The organism is Pedobacter terrae (assembly GCF_036946585.1).
In the GTDB taxonomy this organism is placed as follows: Bacteria; Bacteroidota; Bacteroidia; order Sphingobacteriales; family Sphingobacteriaceae; genus Pedobacter; species Pedobacter terrae_C.
The window spans coordinates 336959-356794 of record NZ_JAQIIV010000005.1; the positions used below are offsets into that span (position 1 = coordinate 336959).

Here is a 19836-nt window from a genome sequence, read left to right on the forward strand (position 1 = left end):
AAAAAGTTTGGCTATTTAAGGTTTAATTTTAATGTTACTGCATATTCGTTTAATTCGTTCTTAATAATCAATTCGTGCTCGTTCGGATAATGAATCAAGAGCCTTTTTTTAATATTGGCAATACCTAGTCCTCCAAATTTTGTTTTTGCAAGCCTATGGGTACAACTGTTGGCCACTTCAAAATAAAGCTGCTCCCCTAAAATCTTAATCTTGATGCGTATCCAAGCTGATTCTATGCTGGCATCTGGTCCGTGCTTAAAAGCATTTTCTATAAAGGGGAATATAATTAGCGGTACAATGCGCAACGGTTTTTCAGGCTTATCAATGTCCAGGTCAATCTTTACTTCATCTCCATATCTGATACTTTCCAACTCAAGGTAATCCCTGATAAATTCAATTTCGCGCGATAATAATACCACAGGATCGTTCGATTCATAAAGGGTATAACGCATTAAGCCCGCCAAATGAAGAACCATTGGTCCTGTCTGCTCATCTTTCTTATTTACCATACGATAAATATTATTTAGCGTATTAAACAGAAAATGGGGATTGATCTGTGCCTTTAAAAAATTGATTTCCAGGTTCAGGTTGTCGCGCTCCAGGGCAATACGTTTGTTACTCTGCGCCACGATTGATTTCATTAGTTTAATACTGAGTGGCGGGAAAAGGAGGTATAAAAAATCCAGAAAATAAAAAAGAAACATTTTAACCGAGAAAATCCCGAAAAAGCCGCTTTTAACCACAAAATCGGCATACAGCGTCAATTTTGAATCTGCAGAAAGGTTTGCTTTTAAATATAAACATACCAAAAATGTAAGTGTTGCCCACCATAAGTAGCTCAACACTACAAGTAAAACGGTAGCCAAAAACTTCCCTTTAAACAGATACCTATCAAGTATAAAATACGAGCCTACATAAAAAATACTGATAACCGCAACAAGGTCTTTGCCCACCAAAAACCAACCCATGGTTTTATCGAATTTACTATAACCCCGATAATACATATAAGCGAGCAAAACCCATAAGAGCAGATGTAAAGCAATCCTGATGGGGGTTGTATATTTAATGTCCCATTCTAACTCTTGAACCCGCTTGAAATTCCCTTTGGCAGAATGTATAATATTCAATTTTGTAGCATTTAAAAGTGATTTCGTCGAAAAAAACTTGAGAGATAAATATATATTTTTTCTTTTGATAAATAAGAAGGTTTTAGACTTTCCTATAATTAAATATTTACAAGAATGAAGTTACAGCTCGCAAATTTTCCGCATTATAAACAACACGATGTGATGGATTGTGGCCCAACCTGCCTACAGATCATTACCAAGTTTTATGGCAAGTTTTTCTCCATCCAAAAAATCCGCACACTGAGCCAGATCGGTAAAACGGGCGTATCGCTTCTGGGGATCAGCAAAGCGGCCGAGAAAATAGGCATTCAATCTGTTGGTGGCAACATTACCTTTGAAAAGCTCGAAAAACGTGGACAGCTCCCTTGCATTATCCACTGGCGTAAAAACCATTTTGTAGTGGTGTATAAAATTACCAAAAAGAAAGTATACATTTCCGATCCTGCCAGCGGCCTGCATGCCTACACACATGATGAATTTCTTAATAATTGGGCATATACTTCCATTAACCAAAAAGCGGCAGGTATAGCCTTACTATTAAGCCCAACGCCCGATTTTTACCTCACCGAAGAAGATATTACCGAGAAGCGCGGCAGTATGGGCGTATTGCTTAAACATGTTTTTCACTATAAAAAACTTTTGAAACAACTGGCTGCCGGTTTGTTGGCAGGGGCTGTAATACAACTCATATTTCCTTTTTTCACAAAAGCCCTGGTAGATGTCGGGGTAAAAGGAGACGATGTCCATTTTATCTATATTCTACTTTTTGGTCAGTTATTAATGACGCTTGGACAAACTTCAGTAGAACTGTTGCGCGGCTGGATATTACTCCACATCACAGCAAGGGTTAACCTGTCTATTTTATCCAACTTCTTGAACAAACTATTAAATCTTCCATTGTCTTTTTTCGACACCAAATTAAACAGTGATATTTTACAACGCATCGAGGATCATAAGAGAATTGAATCTCTGCTAACCGGCAGCACGCTGAATACGTTGTTTATGATGATAGCTTTTTTGGTTTTTAGCGTGGTATTATTTATCTACAACCCCACTATATGTGTGGTATTTATTATTGGCAGTGCCGTTTATTTTGCCTGGATCTACATTTTTATGGAGAAGAGGAAAAAACTCGATTTCAAGCGTTTCGAGCTGCAGGCCCAAAATAGGGCAAAAACCCTACAGGTAGTAAATGGTATTCACGAAATTAAAATAAACGACTGCGGCACCAAAAAAATATGGGAGTGGGAAGGTATACAGGCCAAGCTCTTCCGTTTAAATGTGAGTACACTTTCGCTAAGTCAGTACCAACAGGTAGGCGCTACTTTTATCAATCAGTCTAAAAATATCCTGATTCTCTTTTTGGCCACCCGCCTGGTAATCGATAAGCAGGTAAGCCTGGGCGATATGATGGCTATCCAGTTCATCATCGGGCAGATGAATGCCCCGATTGTACAGCTGGCATCTTTCTTACAGTCCTATCAGGATGCTCAAATCAGTATGGATCGTTTGGAGCAGATCCAGCATCTGGAAGATGAAGAATCACCAACTAAAAATTATACCTATAAAATGCCTCCCGGAAGGAGCATACAAATTAAAAACATGAGTTTTATTTATCCAGGAGCAGGTAATAAGCCGGTTTTAAACAACCTTGATTTTACCATCCCGGGTGGTAAAACCACAGCCATAGTGGGAAGTAGCGGAAGTGGTAAAACCACCATTTTAAAACTGTTGCAAAGAATATCAGAACCAACATCGGGCGAAATTTATGTAGATAACCTGCCTTTCAGCATGATCAGTCCGAAATTTTGGCGCCAGCACTGTGGTGTGGTGATGCAGGAAGGTTTTATCTTTTCCGATACCATTGCCAACAACATTGCCCTGAATGAAGAATTTACTGATCCGGCAGAAATGGACCGTGCCATCCACATCGCCAATATAGAGCAGTATATAAAAAGTCAGCCACTGGGTATTTATACCAAAATCGGGGAAGATGGAAAAGGTTTAAGTGGCGGACAAAGGCAAAGGGTACTGATTGCCCGGATGGTGTACAGAAATCCCGAATATATTTTTTTGGATGAGGCTACCAGTTCACTGGATTCATCAAACGAAAAGACAATTATGGAACGTCTTTATCAATTTTTCGAAGGAAAAACCGTGCTCATTGTGGCGCACCGCTTAAGTACCGTTAAAAATGCGGATAACATTTTAGTGCTGGATAACGGTAATGTGGTGGAGCAGGGCGACCATAATGTTTTGGTGGCCAAGCGCGGTTATTATTACGAATTGATCAAAAATCAGCTTGAATTAGGAAATTAATCAATAAGCCATGAAAACAGCAATAACTTCATTTATCGAAACTTTAAAGTTAAGCGACCACTATAAAACTGCCGATAAGTTTGCCAAGCCACAGCGGGGTGTGTTCAGTATTCTTTTAAATGCGGAAGCAGCAAAAAAAATGGGGGATGAAATGAATAACCGCATTTCGGAAGTAACAGACACCTATTTTAATGCCGTGGTGCTGTGCAGAAAAAATAAAATTAACGAAGCACTTACTGTATTACACCATGGTGATACCGCTTTCGAAAACTTTGAAGATGAACCAAAATCTTTAATCAGGCTTTTTAAACTATCAGCGTGGGCCAATTACCATTATAAAGCCGGGCAGTTTAATCAAGGGATTGATTTATTAGTTTCCGGTTTATCTTTAAGTGCCAAACTAGAGGCTGAAGGTTACGAGGTATTGCAGTTTAGGCGTATAGAACAATTGCAGAATGTTTCCCGCATTTTGTTTAGCAGTAAAAAACATCTTGAAGGTTTTACTTTGATACGCTCCATATTTCGTTTTATCATTGGCGGTAATACCGATGGATTATATGTAAAAGACTGGAACCATCAAAAATTTACGCAGATAAGGCAAATGATGGAAAACACCCTTGATTCAGTATTTCTACAATTGGCTATTTTAAACAGTTCAAATCAAGAAAAATCATTTGATGATTTATTTTATTACGATTTCTTTTTTAAGGAATTATTGGAAACCATGGAGGCCGATACCTATAACCGCAGCATTCTATATAACTGGATGTATGTAAAAGCCTCTTATTTTAAGGAAGGACCAGAGGCTTTTTTAAACAACATCAGTATCTTTTTAAAAGACGAAGAAATTTCGCCTGATTATCATAAATTAAAGGAGAACCTGCTGCTACAAAGTATCCAGGTATTGGAAAAATACGAATGTGAAGATTTCAAAAAGATGCAGGAAAGTGTCTACCTATACCTTAACAATTTACAGCTTGTTGCTGTATAAAATTTAATGTTTCTTTTTAAATCTCTGGTTTTTCCAAAGGCGGCTGTTTAACATCGTCCTTTAATCTGCTTGCACCAAAGCCACATAATGTTATAAAAATAGCAGCGTACAGCAACCAAGTCAAATGGGTTTGCAGGTACCTGTTATTGGAAATGCATTTTGCTAAAATTATACCGTTAAATTATTCCTGCAATATCCATTTCAAATCCCTGCCCGGATGAAAAGCATCTTCAGCTTTCTTATTCACCTATTACCTTACCTGCGATTGTTTTAGATTAACTGGATAATTGTTTGAGGACAGCTAACCCACTCCAAACCCAAAAACGGCTCAATCTTTGCTCCTACCGAGGCTTAAATTTAGTAAGGAAACCATTTAGATCATGAACAAATTACCAGCACTATCCCTAAAGCCATTGGCCGCAATTTTAATCCCGTTTACCCTTTTCTGCTCGGCCTGCTCCGAAACCCCTGAACGTTTCTTCGACATCGCCATCCTTAACACCAATATGATTAACGATTTTGCCAGTGCCGATCTGGCCCGTCATATTGAAGATGAAACGAAAGAATATCCCGATATCCCATCCAGTAAAAAGAAAGGCGACGAAGCAGCAGTTAGCCTCAATAACAAAATATTATACCTCGAACAATCGCTCGAAAAAGTGAAAAAACTTTCAGACTCAGGAGAAGAAGAAAAAGAAATTAAAGGCCTCTCCCAGCAGTTATATGAACTGGTTATTCCTGTTTATAAAAATGAATACCTGGCTTACGCCAAACTCTGCGACAGTAAAGGCAGTCGGGCAGCCAAAGATGAAATGATTAAAAATATCGATGAAAAATATGGAGCACGTTTTGAGCAAAACTTTAATGCCTTAATGGAAAAAGGTAAAACCTATGCTCGGGAACACAATATCCAGGTAAACTGGGGAAAATAAAACTCATATATGGTTTAATTCAGGTTTGAATATTTGAATTAAACCATTATCAACTTCCAAAACCTCCCGGCCAACTTCGGCTCACGCTACGCACCAGTAGCCTGCAACTCATTGCCAAGAAGCGCTGTTGTTTCTTCTTCCTCAGTATCTGGTTCTTTCACAAAGGGTTTAACTTTTTTCTCCAGCTTACTTGCTCCATAACCACACAGGCTTATAAAAAAAGCAGCACATATAAACCATACCAGCCGGGTAAGTATATACCTGTAATTAGATGTGTACCTGGTTAAAATCGTACTGGTAAGTGGTTTTAATACTCTTTGTAAATCTTGAGGATAAGCACCGCTATCAGTAAAAAACTCATGATCCTTTCCATGTCCTTTATACCATACTTTGCCAATCGAATATTTTGTCAGCGTATCAGGTAAATTTATTTTTCTTTGACGCGTTAAGGTTTGAACGTTTAACGGAATTATTGATGCACCAACATTTTGTTTTCCGTCCTTAATAGGTTCATAGTGATCTTCATCCCAGTACATAAATTTTTCATCTGGTTCTGGCCTCCTGATTTTTGTCCTAAGTTCCCAATAAGCAAAAGATGCAGTACCAATAAAGAGTAAAAGGATGCAGGAGATAGTGATGTAATTAGGAGAGAAGATACGGACATATTTTGTTTCAAGGGGATCTACTTTAGTTTTCTTTTCTTCTTGCCCTTCTATATCAATAAGTTGACTGGAAACTCCTATACCAGTCGTTTCAACTATGGGTTCCTTTACTTTTTCAATTATGCCGGTCTGTTTATTTTCTACCTCGCCTTTATTTATTTTTTCATTTTCAGGATTCTGACTACTATCATTGTTTCCACCTGTTATCTCGGTAAGTGTTTCATCAATTTCAACATCAGGTGTATCGACAACTTTTACTATATCTGATGTCTTATCTTTATAAAAACTTGTGTAATAAGATGTACTTGGTCTAGGTTGAAAATCTATTAACCATGCCAAAAGCTCAGCATACCTAACCCCATAATTCGGCACACCTCCTTTTAAAATTTTTGGCATTTGTTTAAATTTTTCTGCTAAAGAATTCTCAAGAACAGTAAGATATCCCTTTTCCTTATCTACTCCTTTGAAAAATTGTTTGAAGATCTCGTCATCTTTAGCATTACGTTCTCTTTCTCGATAAATGATTAAACATTCTTCCCGTACATTTCCAGGAGTTGGATCCAATAAATTTGACGAAAGACTGCCTTCTATCTTTTTCTTTTGATAGGCATCCAGTACAACTTTTCTATATTCTTCGGGCATTTTTTAAAAATTTAGTCGTAAAAATAAGACGGAATTTCCGGAATTTTTACGGTTAACCGGAATTCTAACGGAATGACAGGAACGAACGGAATCTTTTGATAACTAGCAATTTGAAGCCCCCATATTTGTATCGTTGATCGGCACAGGCGGCGATTCATTATCAAAGCTAAATAAAAAACTGATTAATAAAAACGAGTAGAAATCGCGGTAGTCAATAGCCGGTTTGGGAAGCAGTTATTAACTCCCGCGACAGACACTCAAACACTTCCCAAAAATTTCAGAAGGCCTTCTGATGACCATTCGCAGCATCCCCCACGCACGGGGCGTGGGGAACTGCTAGTACATCAACTTTTAAATTTTTGACAAGATGTTTTTACCTCTTTTTATTGCCATATTACTTGGCTTGGCAACGCCTACAACTACAAATAACAATTGCGGCCACAACGGTGGTACAGTAACAACTAATAATAGTACCCCTAGTAATCCGGGAGACCCACCGTCGACAGATCCTGGTAATGATGGTACTGGTGATCATGGTGGAGATAACGGACACCTTCCTCCTCCAAAAATCAATGATTAATAGCATTCAAAAAGGGCGACATTATTGTCGCCTTTTTTGTTTAAGCACTTTAGAAGATTTAATAGAGAGATAATCATGATTATTTCCTAATTTAGGATAAAACCAAAAACTTTGAAAACTTACTACTTAACTTCTCTCTTATTATTATTTCTCTTTTCATGTTCACAAAATAAGGCGAAGAAAGAGAAAGTTGTTATCAATCCCTATTATGATCAGGCATTTGAGTTCCTAGAAAAAAAGATCCCAGATAGTGCATTTCGATATTTTAACAAAGCCAAAGATCTTTTTTCGCAGCAAAAAGATAGCTTAGGAATCGCAAAATGTTTGATCAACATGGCTATGATTTCTATTGATAAGGGAGATTATTTTGGTGGACAGGAAATCTCACTTGAAGCATTGGCTTATTTTAACTTAAATGAAAAAAAGCAGTTTGTGTATCTGGAATCTAATTATCATGAACTTGCCTTGGCATCCTCTCTTTTAAAAGATTATAAACAGGCCATAATCTTTTATAATCAATCATTAAAGTATGCACAGGATAGCCTTAGCGTGTTAACAACAAGGAATAATCTAGCAAATGCATATAGCAACCAAAAAGAATATTCAAAATCACAAGCCATTTATGAGCAGATTTTACAGAAGAAAATCATCAGCCCCAGAAACTACGCGATGACATTAACCAATATGGCATCTTCAAAATGGGAACAGGATGAAAAATATAATGCTGCACCAGAATTATTAAGAGCACTACAAATTAGAAAGAAAGAAAATGACAAATGGGGCTTAAATTCAAGTTATGCCAACCTTGCAGATTTCTATGTAAAAAGTGATCTAGATTCAGCGCTCTTCTATGCAATCAAAATGTATCATACTGCGCAGGTAATAGAAAGCCCTGATGATCAGTTAAGTGCATTACAAATGCTTATAAAACTAAGTCCTGCTAAAGAAACTAAAGGTTTTTTTAGTATCTATGAAAAATTAAATGACAGTCTGCAAACCGCGCGTAGCGCCGCCAAAAACCAATTTGCCCTGATCCGCTATGAAACCGAAAAAAGCAAAGCAGACTATCTTAAATCTCAAGCTGAAAATCTACGAAAAAATAAAGACATTATCCTAAGAAATATAGGTATTTCGGCGCTTTTAACCTGCCTGATACTTGGTTTTATATTTTATCGGAAAAGGCGGAATGAATTAAGAAAGGAAAAAGAATTAGAGGTCAAAAAGACTGAACTCAAATATGTTAAGAAGGTTCATGATGAGGTTGCTAACAAGATATACCAGATGATGACTGAAGTTGAAAATGATCCGCAAATGGACAGAATTGAGGTTGCAGATCAACTTGAAATTGTCTATAACATATCAAGAAATATTTTATACCAAAATACGAACATTAACATTAAGGAAAGTTTCTTTAGAGATGTTAATAAAATGTTATATGCTTATTCGTCAGACAAGATTGAAGTAGTAGTAAAGGGAAGTGATGAAAAACTTTGGGAGAAGGTTGAGGAAAGTACCAAGTATGAGGTTTATTATATTCTGCAAAACCTGATGACCAATATGTCCAAACACAGTGGTGCAGATTATGTAAGTATTGAATTTGCCCAAAAAAACAGCGTAATATCAATTATGTATTTTGATAATGGAAAGGGTATGCAGGGGGCTCTTAAAAAGAACGGTTTAACCAATACGGAAAACCGTATAGAAAATATTTCAGGTAGCATTACTTTTGACACCAAGCCTGATGCAGGACTTGAAATTAAACTCTCGTTTCCAATATAAAATATATATCTATGTTCAAAAAGGTATTAATAGCCGAAGATCATGAAATTGTTAGCCTCTCTCTTCGCAATGCGCTTACTGATTTAAACATCACCATCAACAACCAGGATTATGTATTTTATTGTGATGATGCTTTAACCAGAATAAAAAAAGCATTGCAGGAACTTGATCCCTACGAATTGATTATTACTGATTTATCTTTTGATGAGGAATATACTCAACAGAAAATAGTTGATGGCCGTGAATTAATTACAGCTATACGGGCAGTACAGCCTGATATTAAAGTATTAGTCTTTTCTATCGAAAACCGGGCATCAATCGCGAATGCACTTTTTCAGGAATTAAATATTGACGCCTTCGTTCCAAAAGCGCGTCATGATGCAAAGGATTTGAAACTGGCTATGGAAAGCATTTATAAAAATAAAAAATACCATTCTCCCAATCTGCGGCAAAAACAGGTTAGCTCACACATTTTTACTGAATATGATAAGGCTATTGTGTTATTACTATTGGAAGGCAGAACACAAAAGGAGATGCCTGATCTTTTGAAACAGAAAAAACTGGAACCACATAGTCTAAGCAGTATTGAGAAAAGGATCAATCACATTAAAACTTCTTTGAATATTTTAAATAACGGACAATTGATTGCACATTGTATTGCCAATAAGATCATTTGACGCTTTATCTGTTCTCACTTTTTAGCTAAATGCCTACGGTTTCCCGTAATAAACACCTGACCTTCTGTACTACTTTTGATTGAACCAAAAATCAAAACAGACAAATGGATCTTAAATTAAAGTTAGAACAACTTCACCAGCGGGTGGTCGGATTAAAAGATCAGATCAATACCGAAGAGGCTACGAAAAATGCATTTGTAATGCCATTTATTCAAATCCTGGGTTACGATATTTTTAACCCTACAGAAGTGATACCGGAGCATATTTGCGATATCGGAACAAAAAAAGGGGAAAAGGTAGATTATGTGATCCGTAAAAACAACGAGCCCATCCTCATTTTCGAATGCAAACATTGGAAAGAAAATGCTGATGCACACAATTCTCAGCTGCACCGCTACTACCATGTTTCCAAAGCACGGTTTGGTGTATTAACCAACGGCACGGTTTATAATTTTTACGCCGACCTTGAAAAACCAAATATTATGGATGAGAAGCCTTTCCTCACCATCGATATTGAAGACCTTAAAGATAACGCCATTAAAATCCTGGAGAGTTTTACCAAAAACGAATATAATTTAGAAACAATCCTCGACTCGGCCGAAGGTTTAAAATACATCAAAGCCATTAGAAAGGAATTTGAAAAAGAAATAGACAGCCCTTCCGATGAAATGGTAAAACTATTGGTGAACAGGTTTTTCAACAAACCATTAACCGCTAACCGGATGATTGCCTTTAAAGAATATACTAAAAAAGCACTCGCCGTCTCCATTAATGAATCCATCAGCGACCGCTTAAAATCGGCACTGCACATCAATGAGAAAATAGAGAAAAAGGAAGAAGATAAAGTAATTCCGATAATTGAAGATACTGATAATTCAAAAATTGTCACTACCGAAGAAGAACTGGAGGCCTTCCAGATTGTAAAGGCCATTTTACGCGAAAAAATTCCATCAGCGCGCATAGCTGCCCGTGATACCCAATCTTACTTTGGCGTTTTGTTAGATGATAATAACCGGAAGCCCATCTGCAGGCTTCATTTTAATACGGTTAACAAGTACATCGAGACTTTTGAGAAAGGCAAAGATGCGGGTGAGAAAAAGCAGTTGTTTAATCTCGATGAACTTTATGATTACAGGACTCAATTGCATCAAACTTTAGAAAATTATTAATTAGCTGCTCCATACTCAAAATGCAGGGATTGCTCCATGGATTGTTGGGAGCAGTCAGGACAATCCCTCATTTTTAAACGCATAAAATCCTTTTCTATTTGTCATCCTGAACAGAGTTGAAGGATCTTTATGAAGAGTATGAATGATCAAGTATAGCTAATGCGTTACATCTTTTAATTTAAATAACCCTCGCTGGGGTTAGCCGTAAAGAATCCATTTTTAGCCTGAATAACTTAGCACAATGAAAAAATTGATCATGGTGCTATTATTAATATTCGCAATAGGCACCGCCCAGGCGCAAAAACAAAAAGTAATTACTTATCAGTTAATGGAACCTGGTTTTAACCAAAAACAAATAAAAGGAACCATTAGCGAGGTATATACCACAAAACGTTATGGCAAAACCTTTTGGTGGGTCGTTATTGGAACCGATACCATTATCCACGTATGGCCCAGGCACCTCGACACCGCAGCCATGAAACCTGGCCTTACCCGAACATTTATGTCTGTTAAACGCCTCGATAACAGCTGGTGGAAAAAAGAAAAATCAGAAGATTATACCAAACCGATAAAAGAATGACAGGTTTTCTCTCATTGAAGATTCTGACAAATTTAAGACATTGAAAATAAACCATTTACAATGGTTATTTCTAAGGAAATATTTTTTAGTGTTACGGTTTCCCGTAAGGTTTGAGGCTTGGGCTTCTATACTTTTGAAGTATAAACTTAAAAAAATCTAATAACTTAAACATGGAAGCACCATTACAAAACGAATTCACATTTTATCAAGATGGAAATGTAACTGTTACACAATCAAGGTTTGTAACTAATTCAAAAACTTATGCAATGCGGAACATTTCCTCTGTTCATATTTTTGAGATCATAAAAAGCAAAACACTACCTATTACTATGATTATCATCGGTGTTCTGATGCTTTTTTCAGATGCCTCAAGAGTACTAGGTCTAATTCTTTTGACTTTAGGTATTTTCATTTTAGCATTTACTAAAAATGAATTCTCTGTCAGAATCAGCACAAATTCTGGAGAAGTTAATAGTATTGTTTCAAAAGATAGGTTATACATTCAGAATATCGTAAGTGCACTGAATGATGCAATTGTGTACAGGGGTTAAAAATGTGGCTAACTATTGAGTGTAATTTTTCCTATGAAACCATTCCTGATCATTTGCTCAATCTGCTGCTTTGTCGCAATATTGAAATTGCCCATTGAATATTATACCTTTTTGAGAACAATAGTTTCGCTGGGGGCCGTGCTGCTCATTTACCACTGGGTCAAACAAAAAAACTATTACCTGGCAATTGTCTTTGCGCTGATACTCTTCCTTTTTAACCCCATTTCTCCCATTTACCTGCACCGCAAAAGCATCTGGATTCCTCTTGATATCATTACCGGATTGTTGTTTTTAATCATTGCTTTTTATAAGAAAAGTGAACCTCCAAAACAAGAAGAAAAAGCCACTGAAATTTTACCCGTTCAAAAAACCTACGCCAGAGACCGGGTAGTTTCGGCAAAAAGAGAAATAAAATAATCAATCAAACTTAAAAACTTAATGTTATGATTTCCCAAATAGAGAATTTTTTTAACTTAAAAACAGCCGATCCGAGTCAGGATGAAAATGTGGAGATCAAGGCGCCTGATACCGAAGAGACAGAGGAGGTAAGAAAAAGAACTTACCATGAAGCGGGCTTTAGGGACGGATCGAGGAACAGCGGTAGCCCATTGGCACTTTCAATATGTTTGAATGCCATTTATGCCAGGTTTCAAAACGAAGAAAAGGAACTGATAGAAAAGCAGCAGCTGGCGAAAGAACCCTATATCAACGAGCAGAAAACCAAAGAAACTGAAATAAAAACACTCGTCGTCAGCAAAGAAAGTAAAGAACAACAAATCAACAAATCAGAAGCCGATATCAGGGCGGTAAAAGACAATATTGAAGAATTAAAATTTGAAATCAACGATCTGCCCCGGAACCCCGAAAAATATCATGTCAGTGCTTCAAAAGGCGCTTCAAGCAAGTTCTGGATCGGTTTAATCATCCTGATGCCTTTAAGCCTATATTTATTTACCTTTTATATTTCTACCTCTTATTCTGCCTTTTTTAAACCCTTTGATGCGAATAGCACCATCATCATGAATGTGCTTGATTCGAAAGCATTTGAAAAGGCCTGGCATGATGGATCGCTCGAAGGTGCTTTTGTCACCTTTATCCCTTTTGTATTTTTAGGACTGGGTTATTTAATCCACATGTTCGGAGAGGTTAAAAGTATCGGGAATTATGTTAAAATTGGACTGCTTTTACTCACCACTTTTGTATTTGATGCTATTCTTGCTTATCAGATTGAAGAAAAAATTTATGAGCTGACCAAAACATTTAATACGCCTGAATTTAACATCCCAATAGCTTTCGGCAAAATCCAGTTCTGGGGAATCATCTTTGCCGGTTTTGTGGTGTACCTCATCTGGGGAGTGGTGTTCGATTTTATCATGAAAGAACATCGGGAGAAAGACAAAGTGAAACACGAACAGCTGCGGAGAAAAAAAGATATTCAGATCCATCACGACAGAATCACCGACATCGAAGCACACAAAGAAAAGTTGGTAGACGAACTGAATAAAATCAAAGCAGATTCGATTGCTGCGCAAGAGCGGGTTAAAACATTACAAAACCTTATTGATGCTGTAATTATACCCACTAAAGAATACGTATTATATGCTTCGGAATATATGCAGGGCTGGATTACCTTCGTTAACGAAAAACTCCGGATTTCTCAGCACGAAAAAACAGTGCTCCAAACCGAATGTATGGCTACCTATCAGGAAAACCTTAAAAGTGTTGGTGCCAGCGAAGATGCTCAAAATTCTGTTTACACAACTACCTTATAACCCGCCAGCATGAAAAGAAAATTACAAAGCCTTTTGCTGATCTTTTTGATCACCGGTACTTTCGCCGAAGGAGTTAAAGCACAAAACCTCAACATCAGTTTTTTACTCGATTTATCTGATCGCATCGATCCTAAAAAAAATCCCGGAATTTACCAGCGCGACCTGCAATATATCAAATCAGTACAAAAAGCATTTGTTAACCAAATAAAAGGGAAAAAGATACTCCTGTTAAAAGACCAGATGCAGGTTTTCTTCAATCCTTTGCCCAATATCCCAAATATTGATCAGTTGAGCGAACAGCTAAAGGTTGAATTTAATCCAAAAACGAGTAAAAATGATTTCCTGAACATAGATAGGGTTTATAACCAAAATCCTGCTAAAATTTACCAGTCTGCCATTAAGGACCACAACTACGTAGGCTCTGATATCTGGAGATTTTTTAAAAGCAATGTGCAGCTATATTGTATCAAGCCAGCCCATCGGAACATTTTGGTGATACTCACCGATGGTTACATGTACCATAAGACCAGTATAATGCAGGTAGGGGGAAAAAGTTCTTATATCACTGCAGACTATCTCAGCACTAAAAAACTGGTCACTGCAAATTATCAAAAGATTATGAAGCAAAACAACCTTGGTTTTATTGCCTTCCCCTACAACTTAAAAGAACTCGAAATTTTGGTATTGGGCATCAATCCATCGGTTAAGAATCCATACGAAGAAGATGTGATCAAACAATACTGGGGCGATTGGTTTAAAGCGATGAGAGTGAAGAAATTTGAACTACTGACAAATGATTTGCCGTCTGCATTGGAGCCAGTAATCACTAATTTCATTAACGGAAAGCCATAGATTAATAATTTCTATATTTAATAATTCATTTATCAACAGATAATTAACTCCTCCCAACTTCCTTAAAATTAATCCCGATAGAATGAAAACACTCTCCCTACTCATCTTCTTCTTCGCTAACATCACCTGCAAAGAAAGTACAACCGTATACACCTGCAACAGTCCTGGTGCTAAAAAATACCACAATAGCTCAAATTGTCGCGGTTTAAATAATTGTACTTACAAAATTGTAAAGGTAGATATCGAAAAAGCCAAAAAAGACGGCAAAACATTATGCGGCTGGGAAAAGTAAGCGTACTGCTGTTGTTGCTCACGCTTCAGTCCTGCTTCATCCGGCCAGCCAGAAATAAAGGCATCAATGATAATAATCTGGTTTTTACGGCCAGGGTTATCCGGATTTTAGATGGCGATACCATGGAAGTATTGTATCAGGATCATCCTGTTACAATCCGTTTGGCGCATATCGATTGCCCCGAGAAACGTGGTCACCAGCCTTTTGGCACCAAAGCCAAACAAGCCCTGTCCCATTTATGCTTTGGGCAAATGGTAACCATTGGGGGCCAAAAATACGACCGCTACAAGAGATTAATCGCCATAGTGATTAACAATAAAAAACAGGTGATCAATCAGGAAATGATTAAACAGGGCATGGCCTGGCATTTTAAAAAATACTCCAGCGATCCGCTTTATGCGCAGCTGGAACTTACCGCGAGGAAACATAAAGTAGGTTTATGGCAAGATAGCACTGCAATTGCTCCATGGGAATGGCGGTGGATGAAGCATGTTTTGGCGAAGTAACATTTCTCATGCTACACGTTTTAACCGTTATACCTCAAAGACTATGGAGCGCTTGTGAAAATTTTGTACAATATTTATAGCATATTGTATAAAGACCGCCATTACCATTACCATCTATTCGGCGGCCCGAAAGAACAGCTCGCCCGCCAGTAGCTAAAAGATTACCTTAACATAAGCGAAAGCACCTACCATGTAAGGTAAAAGGCGATCGTTAAACCCCATAAAACTGCTGGGTAGCGACCGTTTTTATCTGGAAGGCCAATTGGCTTCATATTTAAAAAGCCAGAAGGGTGCATTTAGTTACCCATCCTTTACCCTTTGTTTACCTCTTGTTCGAGACAAGCTGACCCCTTGTTTACCCTTTCTTTACCTTTTGTTTACCCCGGCGTTACCTTTTAGGTAAACAAAAGGTAACGCCGGGGTCTTTTTATGTCGGCGATAGGGTTGTGCCCGGCGCCAGCTGTCTGCTACCATGTGCGCAGTTCTCATAAATTAAGTTAAAGGTATATTTTGGCTAAGGTATATCTATAACTTTTTTTAGGTAGGTTAAGTCCGCAATAATGCATCACTAAAGCCGGTAGCTGGTGTAGGATGGGTTTTTGCGGATAAACGAGAAATAACATGCTATCAAACAGCCTAATACCTGTATAATTTTACCATACCAGGGGCTTAAATAATAAATTCTGCTGCGAGCGGCTATGATGCGGTTGGAGCAGGGTTTATTAAATTTTTGTTTTTTTAGCTACATTTTCCGCACTGCAGTTTTTAATACCGAAAGGAGAAAAAGGATAAGAAATACGAAAATGACAGGCGCAAAAATTGCTAACCAGCCTATGTGCCCAAAAATGACTTTGATGATAAAGAGGATGCCGCTAAAAAGCATCCCCAACAGGATTAAGGTTTCTTTAAAACCCCTTTGTTTTGTTTTTCTGGTCTTTCTTTTTGCCACAAGATTTTTTTAAATGATTAACTAATAACCTGATTCCGATAATTGATATAGTCTTAAACAGTCTCTTGAAGATATTTTTAGTTCATGGTCGTCACCCTGAATTTATTTCAGGGTCTATCTAGGAGGAAAGATGCTGACCACGCAGTAGCTACAAGGCAATTAAAAATACTAGCACAACTTGTAAAATAAATTCAGCATGACGATCGCGCTAGACTCATTAGTCCTTAAGAATAAATATTAATCGAATTTAGGTTTATAGCAATGTAATTTCAACACGCCTGTTCTTTTTTCTTCCACTAGCAGTATGGTTTGAAGCAATCGGATTTTCGATGCCTTTTCCTGTAGCGGTTATCCTGTTTGCTTCGATATTTAATGCCATTAAATGATTTTTAAAGGCATCGGCCCTTGCCTGCGATATCTGCTCGTTTAGGGCTATCGGACCATCGCTGCTGGCGTAACCATCAAGATGGATGGATGCCTCAGGGTTTTTGATCAAATAAGCAATTATGCGTTTGATTATAGAGTTGTTGGTGCTGGCGAAAGATGATGAACCCTGAACAAATGTTACCGGCACCGTATGGTTTAAAGCTTTGAGTGCTTTAATTGCTAATTTAGCAAATGCTGGATTCGGGCCAGTTTTGCTGATCGAATCTTCTTTTATTATAGGTGATTTTACCTGTGCTAGAGCCATTGTATCCATACCACTAACTTTTTCTTTTGCTGGTTCCGCAGGTACAACAACGGAAGCAGGATCGGAAGAAACGTTTGATGTAGATGCCTTTGCTGCAGGATCTGTTTTGCCTGCCGCGTAATACCAGATGCCGGCGCCACCAACCAGTATCCCAAATAAACCGATTAACCAGCCTCGCGATCTGCCGGCAGGTTTTTCAATCTCTCCTTTTGAAAGATCAAATTTGGATGGCGCTGTTTTAATACCATCGTTTTTATTTAAATCGAATGCCATAATTTTATTTTCTAAGTGTACATATCTACCAAAGTTTGCAAACTGCCCGTATGCGCCCTGCCCATCGCTTCAAACTCCCAGCTTTCGCCAACACGAAACAATCGCCCAAATTCTACGGCATCTTCATTTGTATATTGGTCTTTAAGGTCGTAACGCAATATTTCAGAACCATTGCTTTCATCCACAATCCTGATGTAACAGTCGTTTACCTTTCCAAAATTGAGGTCTAATGTCCTCCGGTCTTTTTTATTGTCGTTCGGGTATTTACAGATCGTACAGCATATAATAATCTGCTCCACCTTATAGCTAACTTTGGATAAATCGATAAACATATCTTCATCATCATCGCCATCACTTCTGCTCCCGTCAGGATCATCAATGGCACCGATAATTGCACCGTCTTCCGTAAACGGTCTAAAGAGGCCTTTTTCTAATTTATCCTCAATTTTATTACCCATTCGGATTTGCCCGTAAAAGGTAAAGTATGAATCAGAGGGGATCTTAAAATCGTTTCCAATCGAAAATGCTGAAACATCGAGATCAAACTCAGGACCGCCCGGTTCTTCGTTAGGATTCCAGCCCATTCCTATTTTTACCAAGGAGAGTCCGGGCGCTGCCTTGGACAGAGAAAACCTGTCCCCCTTATTTAAATTAAAACTGCTCATCTATTGGTATAATGCTATTAGTGTATTTAAACCGCCTGAAAAGGCCTGTCCAAGGGCCTCTACATTCCATGTTCCCCCGTTTCTGGAAATGGACGCAATCATGAGGGAATCTTCATTTGTAAATTCGTCTTTAAGCAGGTACTGGCATAAAACCGATTGATCGGCATGGTTCCTGATATTAATGTAGGAGTTTTGAACGTGGCCAAAATGGTGGCCCCTTTCTTCACTTTGATCAATGGTTACGGCAAAATAAAGGAATTCTACTTTCGGATCTATTTTTGATAAATCGATGTGGATTACCTCATCGTCTCCATCGCCTTCGCCGCCCCTGCTATCACCCGGGTAATGAGTAGAGCCATCAGGACTGGTATTGTTGTTATAAAAAACAAAGTATTCATCAGCAAGGAGTTTTCCATTTTCACCCAGCATAAATACGGAGAGGTCTAGATCTACCCGGTGTCCATTTATAACAGCAGTATCCCAGCCAAGTCCGGCAATAATGTGTTTCAAGCCAGGTTTTTCCCCGGTCAGGGAAACGGGTTTTCTTTTTTCTATTTGTATAGCCATTCTGTTAATTTTTAGATGTTATATGCACTAACTTTTTTTGTAGGTAAAGGCGGTGGTTTTACGGGATTGTTTTTCGTGTTTGGTGTTGCTTTTATTTCGGGCAACCTGGGGATGTTTATGGGTTTTGGAATATCGTTTTGCTTTTTTGGTGGTAATGGCGGTGGCAATTTGGGCGTTGGGAGCGGGGGGCGAACCACTACCGGAGACGCAGTGGGTGCTTTCACCTCAACATGGTAACCGGCTTTGGCAATGGCCTGAAAAATAGCCAGCATGGTATCTTTAACATCAACAGGCTGCAATGCGATAACATGATGATACTTTTTAAGCAGTTTATCCGAAAAATAAACAGTGCTGATTTCTTCTGATCCAAGCAGAATCATTACCCCATCTGCCTGTAAATTATTTGTCCTCAGGAGATCGTCTATTGCGGCAAAAATCATCCCGTCATTGGCATAATATTGCAGCCTGTCGTTTAGATTTCTTTCTCTTACGTTAAACCAATATCGGTTTCCATCAGATAATTCGGCCTCGCCTTTAATAATCGGGCTGATGTTTTGAAGTAGAGCGGCACAGAACGGGAGCAGGAAAGCAATTTCCATATCTTTATCAACCGACAGGTAAGAATTTTGCAGGAGGATGTATTCTACAATCATATCGGCCAGGATTTTTACCCTTGGGTCAGCACCCTGACCTAACAGTTTGGCTGATCCAAAAGATTCTGCCTGGATATTTTTGTAGAGGTTTAAATAAAGTACATTATCAATGCCATTCATCAATAAAATGGCTTTGTGGTTTGGCAAAATCTGCTTTTGGGCTAGTATATTAAAAAGAGTCTGGTGATACGTAATACGGTCTAAATTAAAATAGCCGGCCTCCTGAAACAGGTTTTCGATCAGCGATTTCTCATTGTCCTCAATATCATCATCAAATAAAAAACGTAAAGGGAATTGCTGCCTGTACGATTCGATAGAATCTGATTTGTACAAGACCGCATTTAAGAAGTGTGATAAATATTGTTCAATACCATAATAAAATAGCTGCTTAACCGGTTTTTTATGACCATATATACTGAAATGTTTTGTCGGATCTTTTACAATTTCGAAATAGTTGCCATAAGCGTAAGGATCGTTTTTGTAAAAGCGTTCTTTTGCTGCGGCACCAAATATAAAATCGTTGCCATTTACATAAAAGTATAGGGGAACCTCGTTTGATTCCCTCATTTTTAATGGGGCATAAGGGTTACTGTCTGATTGATACCAG

General features: G+C 38.0%; 20 protein-coding genes. 14 read left to right on the forward strand and 6 right to left on the reverse strand.

Annotation, left to right across the window (positions count from 1 at the left end):
- Nucleotides 1-11: 11 nt before the first annotated feature.
- Nucleotides 12-1127, reverse strand: coding sequence for a sensor histidine kinase (locus PGN18_RS10500; RefSeq protein ID WP_335319445.1), 1116 nt, complete (start codon nt 1125-1127; stop codon nt 12-14).
- 114 nt (nt 1128-1241) lie between these two features.
- On the opposite strand from PGN18_RS10500, the gene PGN18_RS10505 reads away from it, so the two are divergent.
- The 3 genes from PGN18_RS10505 (at nt 1242) to PGN18_RS10515 (ending at nt 5369) form a co-directional block, all read left to right on the forward strand.
- The gene (locus PGN18_RS10505; RefSeq protein ID WP_335319446.1) at nt 1242-3446 is read left to right on the forward strand and encodes a peptidase domain-containing ABC transporter; all 2205 of its coding nucleotides are present in this window, start codon (nt 1242-1244) and stop codon (nt 3444-3446) included.
- 10 nt (nt 3447-3456) lie between these two features.
- The gene (locus PGN18_RS10510) at nt 3457-4437 is read left to right on the forward strand and encodes a hypothetical protein (RefSeq protein WP_335319447.1); all 981 of its coding nucleotides are present in this window, start codon (nt 3457-3459) and stop codon (nt 4435-4437) included.
- A 380-nt stretch (nt 4438-4817) separates the two neighbouring features.
- Entirely contained in the window at nt 4818-5369 is a 552-nt protein-coding gene (locus tag PGN18_RS10515) for a hypothetical protein (RefSeq protein ID WP_335319448.1), read from the forward strand.
- An 86-nt stretch (nt 5370-5455) separates the two neighbouring features.
- On the opposite strand, the gene PGN18_RS10520 is transcribed toward PGN18_RS10515, so the two are convergent.
- A complete protein-coding gene (locus PGN18_RS10520; protein WP_335319449.1) occupies nt 5456-6673 on the reverse strand; it encodes a hypothetical protein in 1218 nt (405 codons plus the stop codon).
- Nucleotides 6674-7040: 367 nt separating this feature from the next.
- Here PGN18_RS10520 and PGN18_RS10525 point away from each other — a divergent pair, with 367 nt between their 5' ends.
- The 11 genes from PGN18_RS10525 to PGN18_RS10575 all read left to right on the forward strand — a co-directional run bounded on the left by PGN18_RS10525 (nt 7041) and on the right by PGN18_RS10575 (nt 15431).
- Nucleotides 7041-7253 (forward strand): hypothetical protein, encoded by a 213-nt coding sequence (locus tag PGN18_RS10525; protein WP_335319450.1) that lies wholly within the window; start codon nt 7041-7043, stop codon nt 7251-7253.
- A gap of 111 nt (nt 7254-7364) precedes the next feature.
- Nucleotides 7365-9032, forward strand: a complete 1668-nt coding sequence (locus PGN18_RS10530) for an ATP-binding protein (RefSeq protein ID WP_335319451.1) — start codon at nt 7365-7367, stop codon at nt 9030-9032.
- Nucleotides 9033-9043: 11 nt separating this feature from the next.
- A complete protein-coding gene (locus tag PGN18_RS10535) occupies nt 9044-9709 on the forward strand; it encodes a response regulator (RefSeq protein WP_335319452.1) in 666 nt (221 codons plus the stop codon).
- 104 nt (nt 9710-9813) lie between these two features.
- Nucleotides 9814-10878 (forward strand): type I restriction endonuclease, encoded by a 1065-nt coding sequence (locus tag PGN18_RS10540; RefSeq protein ID WP_335319453.1) that lies wholly within the window; start codon nt 9814-9816, stop codon nt 10876-10878.
- Between the two features lie 241 nt (nt 10879-11119).
- On the forward strand, nt 11120-11458 hold the full coding sequence (locus tag PGN18_RS10545) for a hypothetical protein (protein ID WP_335319454.1): 339 nt from the start codon (nt 11120-11122) through the stop codon (nt 11456-11458).
- A gap of 170 nt (nt 11459-11628) precedes the next feature.
- The gene (locus PGN18_RS10550) at nt 11629-12009 is read left to right on the forward strand and encodes a DUF6232 family protein (RefSeq protein WP_335319455.1); all 381 of its coding nucleotides are present in this window, start codon (nt 11629-11631) and stop codon (nt 12007-12009) included.
- A gap of 33 nt (nt 12010-12042) precedes the next feature.
- Nucleotides 12043-12426: a DUF6804 family protein gene (locus PGN18_RS10555; protein ID WP_335319456.1), complete on the forward strand. Its 384-nt coding sequence runs from the start codon at nt 12043-12045 to the stop codon at nt 12424-12426.
- 26 nt (nt 12427-12452) lie between these two features.
- On the forward strand, nt 12453-13781 hold the full coding sequence (locus tag PGN18_RS10560) for a hypothetical protein (RefSeq protein ID WP_335319457.1): 1329 nt from the start codon (nt 12453-12455) through the stop codon (nt 13779-13781).
- Nucleotides 13782-13790: 9 nt separating this feature from the next.
- Nucleotides 13791-14633 carry a hypothetical protein gene (locus PGN18_RS10565; RefSeq protein ID WP_335319458.1) on the forward strand — a complete coding sequence of 281 codons (843 nt, stop codon included), beginning with the start codon at nt 13791-13793 and terminating at the stop codon, nt 14631-14633.
- 82 nt (nt 14634-14715) lie between these two features.
- Complete coding sequence (locus tag PGN18_RS10570) at nt 14716-14925, forward strand: hypothetical protein (protein WP_335319459.1); 210 nt, start codon at nt 14716-14718, stop codon at nt 14923-14925.
- Nucleotides 14907-15431: a thermonuclease family protein gene (locus PGN18_RS10575; protein ID WP_335319460.1), complete on the forward strand. Its 525-nt coding sequence runs from the start codon at nt 14907-14909 to the stop codon at nt 15429-15431. Before PGN18_RS10570 ends, PGN18_RS10575 begins: the two co-directional genes overlap by 19 nt.
- Before the next feature lie 1202 nt (nt 15432-16633).
- On the opposite strand, the gene PGN18_RS10580 is transcribed toward PGN18_RS10575, so the two are convergent.
- Genes PGN18_RS10580 through PGN18_RS10595 form a run of 4 tightly spaced genes read right to left on the reverse strand, consistent with a single transcriptional unit; the run spans nt 16634 to nt 19796 of the window.
- Nucleotides 16634-17344, reverse strand: coding sequence for an OmpA family protein (locus PGN18_RS10580; RefSeq protein WP_335319461.1), 711 nt, complete (start codon nt 17342-17344; stop codon nt 16634-16636).
- An 11-nt stretch (nt 17345-17355) separates the two neighbouring features.
- Nucleotides 17356-18009 carry a TerD family protein gene (locus tag PGN18_RS10585; protein ID WP_335319462.1) on the reverse strand — a complete coding sequence of 218 codons (654 nt, stop codon included), beginning with the start codon at nt 18007-18009 and terminating at the stop codon, nt 17356-17358.
- Nucleotides 18010-18576, reverse strand: a complete 567-nt coding sequence (locus PGN18_RS10590) for a TerD family protein (protein ID WP_335319463.1) — start codon at nt 18574-18576, stop codon at nt 18010-18012.
- Between the two features lie 11 nt (nt 18577-18587).
- Complete coding sequence (locus PGN18_RS10595) at nt 18588-19796, reverse strand: hypothetical protein (protein ID WP_335319464.1); 1209 nt, start codon at nt 19794-19796, stop codon at nt 18588-18590.
- Between the last annotated feature and the right edge of the window lie 40 nt (nt 19797-19836).